This is a genomic window from Microcystis sp. M113S1 (assembly GCF_020246945.1).
Taxonomy (GTDB): Bacteria; Cyanobacteriota; Cyanobacteriia; order Cyanobacteriales; family Microcystaceae; genus Microcystis.
Map to the genome: position 1 here is coordinate 1 of NZ_JADBSA010000409.1, position 5,484 is coordinate 5,484.

The 5,484-nt window shown below is 42.5% G+C and carries 9 protein-coding genes; 4 read left to right on the forward strand and 5 right to left on the reverse strand.

What is annotated here, in order from left to right:
- Nucleotides 1–135: 135 nt before the first annotated feature.
- Complete coding sequence (locus tag IM319_RS20815; RefSeq protein WP_287736767.1) at nucleotides 136–321, reverse strand: hypothetical protein; 186 nt, start codon at nucleotides 319–321, stop codon at nucleotides 136–138.
- Nucleotides 322–368: 47 nt separating this feature from the next.
- Complete coding sequence (locus tag IM319_RS20820) at nucleotides 369–857, reverse strand: hypothetical protein (RefSeq protein WP_287736769.1); 489 nt, start codon at nucleotides 855–857, stop codon at nucleotides 369–371.
- Nucleotides 858–1,093: 236 nt separating this feature from the next.
- Here IM319_RS20820 and IM319_RS20825 point away from each other — a divergent pair, with 236 nt between their 5' ends.
- From IM319_RS20825 to IM319_RS20840, 4 genes are all read left to right on the forward strand, one after another.
- Nucleotides 1,094–1,411, forward strand: a complete 318-nt coding sequence (locus IM319_RS20825; RefSeq protein ID WP_287736770.1) for a hypothetical protein — start codon at nucleotides 1,094–1,096, stop codon at nucleotides 1,409–1,411.
- Nucleotides 1,412–1,422: 11 nt separating this feature from the next.
- Nucleotides 1,423–1,731: a DUF4164 domain-containing protein gene (locus IM319_RS20830; protein ID WP_287736772.1), complete on the forward strand. Its 309-nt coding sequence runs from the start codon at nucleotides 1,423–1,425 to the stop codon at nucleotides 1,729–1,731.
- Between the two features lie 31 nt (nucleotides 1,732–1,762).
- Nucleotides 1,763–2,722 (forward strand): tyrosine-type recombinase/integrase, encoded by a 960-nt coding sequence (locus IM319_RS20835; protein WP_287736774.1) that lies wholly within the window; start codon nucleotides 1,763–1,765, stop codon nucleotides 2,720–2,722.
- A gap of 440 nt (nucleotides 2,723–3,162) precedes the next feature.
- Nucleotides 3,163–3,585, forward strand: a complete 423-nt coding sequence (locus tag IM319_RS20840; RefSeq protein ID WP_287736775.1) for a hypothetical protein — start codon at nucleotides 3,163–3,165, stop codon at nucleotides 3,583–3,585.
- Between the two features lie 178 nt (nucleotides 3,586–3,763).
- Here the strand turns inward: IM319_RS20840 and IM319_RS20845 are convergent, their stop codons facing one another.
- The 3 genes from IM319_RS20845 to IM319_RS20855 form a co-directional block, all read right to left on the reverse strand.
- On the reverse strand, nucleotides 3,764–4,054 hold the full coding sequence (locus tag IM319_RS20845; protein ID WP_287736777.1) for a hypothetical protein: 291 nt from the start codon (nucleotides 4,052–4,054) through the stop codon (nucleotides 3,764–3,766).
- Entirely contained in the window at nucleotides 4,041–4,358 is a 318-nt protein-coding gene (locus IM319_RS20850; protein ID WP_287736779.1) for a hypothetical protein, read from the reverse strand. The genes IM319_RS20845 and IM319_RS20850 overlap by 14 nt, the downstream gene beginning before the upstream one ends.
- 282 nt (nucleotides 4,359–4,640) lie before the next feature.
- Nucleotides 4,641–5,204 carry a hypothetical protein gene (locus IM319_RS20855; RefSeq protein WP_287736780.1) on the reverse strand — a complete coding sequence of 188 codons (564 nt, stop codon included), beginning with the start codon at nucleotides 5,202–5,204 and terminating at the stop codon, nucleotides 4,641–4,643.
- Nucleotides 5,205–5,484 lie beyond the last annotated feature (280 nt).

A 5,484-nucleotide genomic window follows, 5' to 3' on the forward strand; every position in this document is an offset into this window, starting at 1 on the left:
CAAAACGGGGTTCCGACTAAAGTATTGCCGCTCGCGCAGGCTAGAGACTCTCTCCCCTGAAACCTATAATGGACAAGGTTTTCGCGTCACCTTTTCAGCAAGGGCATCTACATTATAAAAGATACCAAATGGATTCTATAAGTCCTTAAGATAAGCTTCAGCCTCACCCCGTGATTTTGCCTCAAATTCTATCTCGATATTGCCTAAATTTAAAAAAGCACTGAATTTCATTGGAGCCTCCTGAGTTTGTGATGTATTTAGCAGAAAATCGATTAGATCAGCCTCTCTTTTGTCCGTGAAGCTTAATTCTTTTGTGGTCATTTTTTTCTCTCCTAAATGGGGGGAATATCCCCCAGTTTCCTAATTAGTTAGAGCGAGAATTTTTTCTGAGCCGAGAGATAGAGAGTTGTTGCGATCGCACGGCGATCCTCACCTATCACGCCTAGGCTGTCAGCTTGTTGCAAGCAATATCCATATAAATCCTTCATTGTGGCAATATAAGCCGCTATCTCGCGCTTTCGATTAGGGCTTAGAAAAAAATGCTCACAATCGCTCGTTTTTTCGCTATTTTGCTCGATTTTATGGTTGTAAACTGGTTTTACCGAAATCGGTGAGGTGGGTAAATTGTCGGTTGCGATCGCTTCATCTTCAATTAAAGATGGTTTGTTTTTACTGTCGATCGCAACGCTTACCCGGCTATTTTTGCCTAGCTTTTGGCAGTAAGAATCATTGGCGGTCCGCCATAAGGTTATCGTCTCGTTATTATCGGTTCTTACCGCGTCAATCACCGTTTTACTACCGTATCTTGTCTCAACCGTTCGCGGTGCGCTGGTCAATATTGCTGTAGCTAACTTCATCGTGTTATCATCCTATGGTGTTTGTTGGGAGAAAAGCGATCGCATTGATTGGTAGTCGTTCGATTGCTTTTTTCTATGTCTGTATAGTATCCCGATACATATCAGAATGTCAAGGAGTTTATCGGGATATAAGTAAAAAATATCAAGATAGGTAATCGGTATATCAAAAGCTTATCTATCAGGATACATCAGGATAAAAGGTATATAGTGATAGTGATAGTATCCTGATGTTCATAATGAGACAATCAACCCGCAGCACTCGGATCGACTTAAGGCTCCCTAACGATTTACTCGAAACCATTCAAAACTTAGCGGCGGATCGCTTTAACGCGCCTATTCATCATATATCTGGGAAACCTGAGATAACCCCGGTCATCATTCACCTTATCCGATTAGGTATTAATGCCCTATCTGAGGATCAGACCGATGTTTATCCTTTTAACATTAAAACCGATCAGACTGATACCGATTTAATTACCCGTGAAGACTTAGCGAGAGCGATCGCTTCGCTACGCACTGAATTGGTAGGAGAGATCGCATCAACGAAAAGATAGGGGTTTAGGCAATGTCTAACGAAACCGTGACCTATTCCCTTGAAGCCATTCTCAGGGAAATCAAAGACAGCATTAAGGAAGTTAGCCAAAAAGTCGATTCTCTTGAAAAACGGATAGATGAGAGGTTTGACAGGGTAGATGACCGGCTAACCAAGTTAGAGATAGGACAAGCCAAACTGACTGAGAAAGTCGAGGGCATGGATAAAAGGTTAGAAGAGGTTGAGGGAACCCAGAAAAATCAGGTCTGGACATTAATCGTCCTTTTAGCAGGAGCGATCGGAACAGCAGCGTGGCGATCTTTTTTTTCTGGGAATCCTTAGCAATGTGTTGATAATTAAACCTTTTCGCAAGATGTCTGATAACCTTGTACTACTAAATTCTCGACTTTCTCACCTATCCCCGGTTCCCCCTGTTACCGATTGGGATAGGGTTCTAACCGATTGGTTAAATACTAAGCGATCGCATTACACCCGCCGGGTGTACCAAAAAGACATCGAGAATTTTCTCTCAGACATTGGGACGGAATTAGGGAAGTTTTTAACGCTCGATCGACATGGGGCTTATGCCCTAGTCTCTTGCTATAAGGGGGATTTAATCAAAAATAATCTTAAATCAGCGACTATTAATAGAAGATTAGCGGCTATCAAGTCTTTAGTCGCTTTTTCTTACAATTGCGGTCATTGTGAGTTTATGTTAGAAGCGGTCAAGGGAGAGAAGCTGTGTGCTTATCGAGATACCACGGGCATTGACCCGGAGGCATTTAAGCGAGTGCTAGGGGGGATTGATCGCACTTCCCTAAAGGGAATCAGGGATTACGCCCTCTTAATGCTTCTTTGGAGTAATGCCCGGAGAAGATCAGAAGTGTCTAAGGCTAATATCGGGGACTTTGACCCCGTGACCAAAACCTTAAGAATTTTTGGCAAGGGGCGGGGGAATCAGTCAGAGATTGTCTCACTTGGTAGTGGAACGGTTAATGCGATCGAGGCATGGTTAGAGGCAAGGGGGGAAACTAACCCCGATAAAGCCTTGTTTGTTTCGGTTAATGCTGGTTACAGGGACGGACGGTTATGTCCTCAAGGCATTTACAATATTGTGAAATCTCGCTGTCAGGATGCCGGGATAACTAAGGTGATGAGTCCTCACCGGATCCGCCATAGCAGTATCACGGCCGCGCTAGAGGCTACCGGCGGGGATGTTAGGCGGGTTCAAAAATTAAGCCGTCATTCTAGCCTTAACACCCTCTTAATTTACGACGACAATCGCCGCAATCATCAAGGGGAAGTGACAGATATTCTCGATGGTTTAGTTTAAGTCTCTAAAAACCCCTTCAAAAATGCCCCTAAAACCCACGGAAAAAAGGTTTAGGGGTGATTCATCGTGAGGCTTAGGATGCGATCGAGTGCCAAAAGTGTCTCTATTAGATGCTACCATCTAACCTATCATCTAAGCTTAGATGATTGTGTTAGATGGGAATCTTAGATGCTATGATAAGTATATCATTCAAGATTAGATTAGATGCTATGAGCAAAGTAATTTCTTTTTCAATCAGCGATCGCTATCTCGACAAAATTTGATCGCTTTACCCGTCCCTTACCGACAATTTAGCCGCGAAACAATTCCTAACCGACCGACTTGATGAAGGCTTAAGCAGTAGCTTAGATGCAAGCTTAGATGATGGGTTAGAGGGTAAGCTTAAAACCCTTGTAGAATCAGAGTTAGATGGTATCTTAGATGAGAGGTTAGATGCTACTGTGGGAAAGTTGATCGGTGATTTATCTGAGAGACTGGCAAGGTTAGAAACAAGGTTAGATGATGGATTAGATGCTAGTTTAGATGGTAAGTTAGATGATATGGAACCACTGCTTAAGCTACAGCGAGAGGCTTCGATCGCATCCCATCCCCCCGATGAACCGAACTCGCGTTTACCCGTTCAGAAACCAGCAGAACCAGTAGAACCAGTAGAAACTGACTCATCTATTGAGTCGGGAACGGGTGCGATCGAACCAGCGACTAAGACCATCCCCAAAACCCACTCAGCGATCGCGAAAGAACTCGGTTTAAAATCGCCTAGCACCCTAACCTATTGGGTAAAAAAGGGAGAAATCCCCGCACTTTATCAGGATCGGGTAAAGGTTAGCCGGGACGGAAAAAAGATAGCTTGGATAGGGGGATAGGGTCTTTTTCGGGCTTTTCGATTGTGGGGAGTTGGTGGCCGTAACCAGACCCCTAAAAACCCCTAAACCCATACTCAGTAAGGGTTTTGTGTGGACTTGACGGTGGGGAGTTCGGATACTTTAGGGCGGGAGCTTGACAATACGTCAAAGTAGCTAAAAACCTTACTGCGTATGAGTTTCAAGGGTGACAGCAAGCCGCAACCCGTTTTATAGCGGTCGTCATTGGTATCCCCTGAAAAGCGAATAAATTCCAAGCCTCGATCGCCTGATGCTCGCTAAGATCATCCCATGCCGGTGGGATGGGCGTGGGATTAGCTTTAATGTAATTCATTCCCCAATCCCTTAACTGGTCATCACTCATTGCGGCGAATTTTGCCCTATTTTCCTGAGAATGGGAGTTTTCCCTATACTCCCTTTTTTGGGCTAATTTCTTGCTGATTCTAGCTATCTCTGATTTAAATTTGTTCACAGTCAATTATCCTCTCATTCTCACTTGTTTGCAATTGCTCTTCTATGGCAATCATGCGATCGCTAAGGTCGGCTAATCTGTATCTGTTTAAATTTTCTAAAATGATCTTCGCCGCGTTAGCGCGAACCGGAGCGGGTTGATTTTCGTCTAGCAGGATACCTTCTAAAGTCTCAACTGCTAGGGTTGCCACACTAGACATTTTCGACACAATGCGATCGAAAATTATTTGTTTCCCGCGACTTAATTCACTTCTAAAATTAGCATCCCGGAGCCAACCGTCTAGAGTGCTATTGCTACATTTCATAATCTGGCAAGTGGACGCGCTCGAGTTTCCCGCCAGTAGTAACTCAATCGCTCTTGTTTGCCTGTTATTTAAAAGTTTTTTCGCAACATCTGAACCTTTGTTCATATATTTAAATAGGTTAGTTTAGGTTAGTCCCACAAGTAATTATGGTAATTTTTACCATAATTACTTTAAAAGAAAATAGCCAGTTGATTAATAATTGTAAAATGGCTATTTTTTGCGTTATTTGGCTATTTTTCGCTAAATTTCTTGATTAACGATGCTGTCCTTGTTTCACCAAAATTAACTGCATTTTTCTAGCCCCCTGAGCTTTTCTTGATATTCTTTATATATTTCGGCTTTTTTCTCGCTTTTTTCGAGCTTTAGCCGTTCGGCTTCCTGTTTATGCCCGTCCCCGATTCTATCGGGGATATCTACATCAATCAATCGGCGATAGGCATCAAAATACCGCCATGAGGCGAAGCTATCTAGCTGTTGCTTTTCTAGATCAGTCCAGTTAGGGGCGTGTCCTAAAAAGCTCATCCGTTCGCGTATTAATGCCCTTTGCCTCCAAAGATTTTCGGCACGATGAGCATCCCACAGCCATTTTTTCAAGAGGCTAGAATCGGTCGTTTTAGAAAGAATCTTTCTGGCTTCTTTGGGATTATTAAAAGAGTTTAGGTTCTCAGGCAACTCTGCCACTTCCGTGGCACTTAAAGCCCCGGTTCTAAGTATTAATTTTATCGTGTCATCGGTGGCATTGGCAAGAAAAGTTTGCCAATCTTTTTCGGTTATTTCACTTTCACCATGAGGGATGTAAACCCCCCCGCGCTCAAAATTAGCCGAAAGATTAGATATTTTTAGCATTAAAAGAATCCTTTTTTACTATTTGATAGTGGATAATATTTTTTATTTTTACGTTTTACCTTTTACGCCTCTTCATTTTTTTCTCTGGTGTGTGACCCCCCTATGACGGTAGGGTTGATTCATTTAAATTAAGTACAGCTGATTTTGAGTCAATAAATTTGACCGAAAATTCTCAAGTTTCTCTTGTTCTAATCAAAAGAGTTAGTCACAATAACTAATCTTTAATCTTCTGCCAATATTTATTATGAATAAATTGATAAAGCTTGTTTCCAAGCCACTA

Coding starts and splice junctions, on each gene's coding strand:
- IM319_RS20820 (WP_287736769.1), bottom strand. CDS start 857: ATGAAGTTAGCTACAGCAATATTGACCAGCGCACCGCGAACGGTTGAG.
- IM319_RS20830 (WP_287736772.1), top strand. CDS start 1,423: ATGTCTAACGAAACCGTGACCTATTCCCTTGAAGCCATTCTCAGGGAA.
- IM319_RS20815 (WP_287736767.1), bottom strand. CDS start 321: ATGACCACAAAAGAATTAAGCTTCACGGACAAAAGAGAGGCTGATCTA.
- IM319_RS20835 (WP_287736774.1), top strand. CDS start 1,763: ATGTCTGATAACCTTGTACTACTAAATTCTCGACTTTCTCACCTATCC.
- IM319_RS20850 (WP_287736779.1), bottom strand. CDS start 4,358: ATGAAATGTAGCAATAGCACTCTAGACGGTTGGCTCCGGGATGCTAAT.
- IM319_RS20855 (WP_287736780.1), bottom strand. CDS start 5,204: ATGCTAAAAATATCTAATCTTTCGGCTAATTTTGAGCGCGGGGGGGTT.
- IM319_RS20825 (WP_287736770.1), top strand. CDS start 1,094: ATGAGACAATCAACCCGCAGCACTCGGATCGACTTAAGGCTCCCTAAC.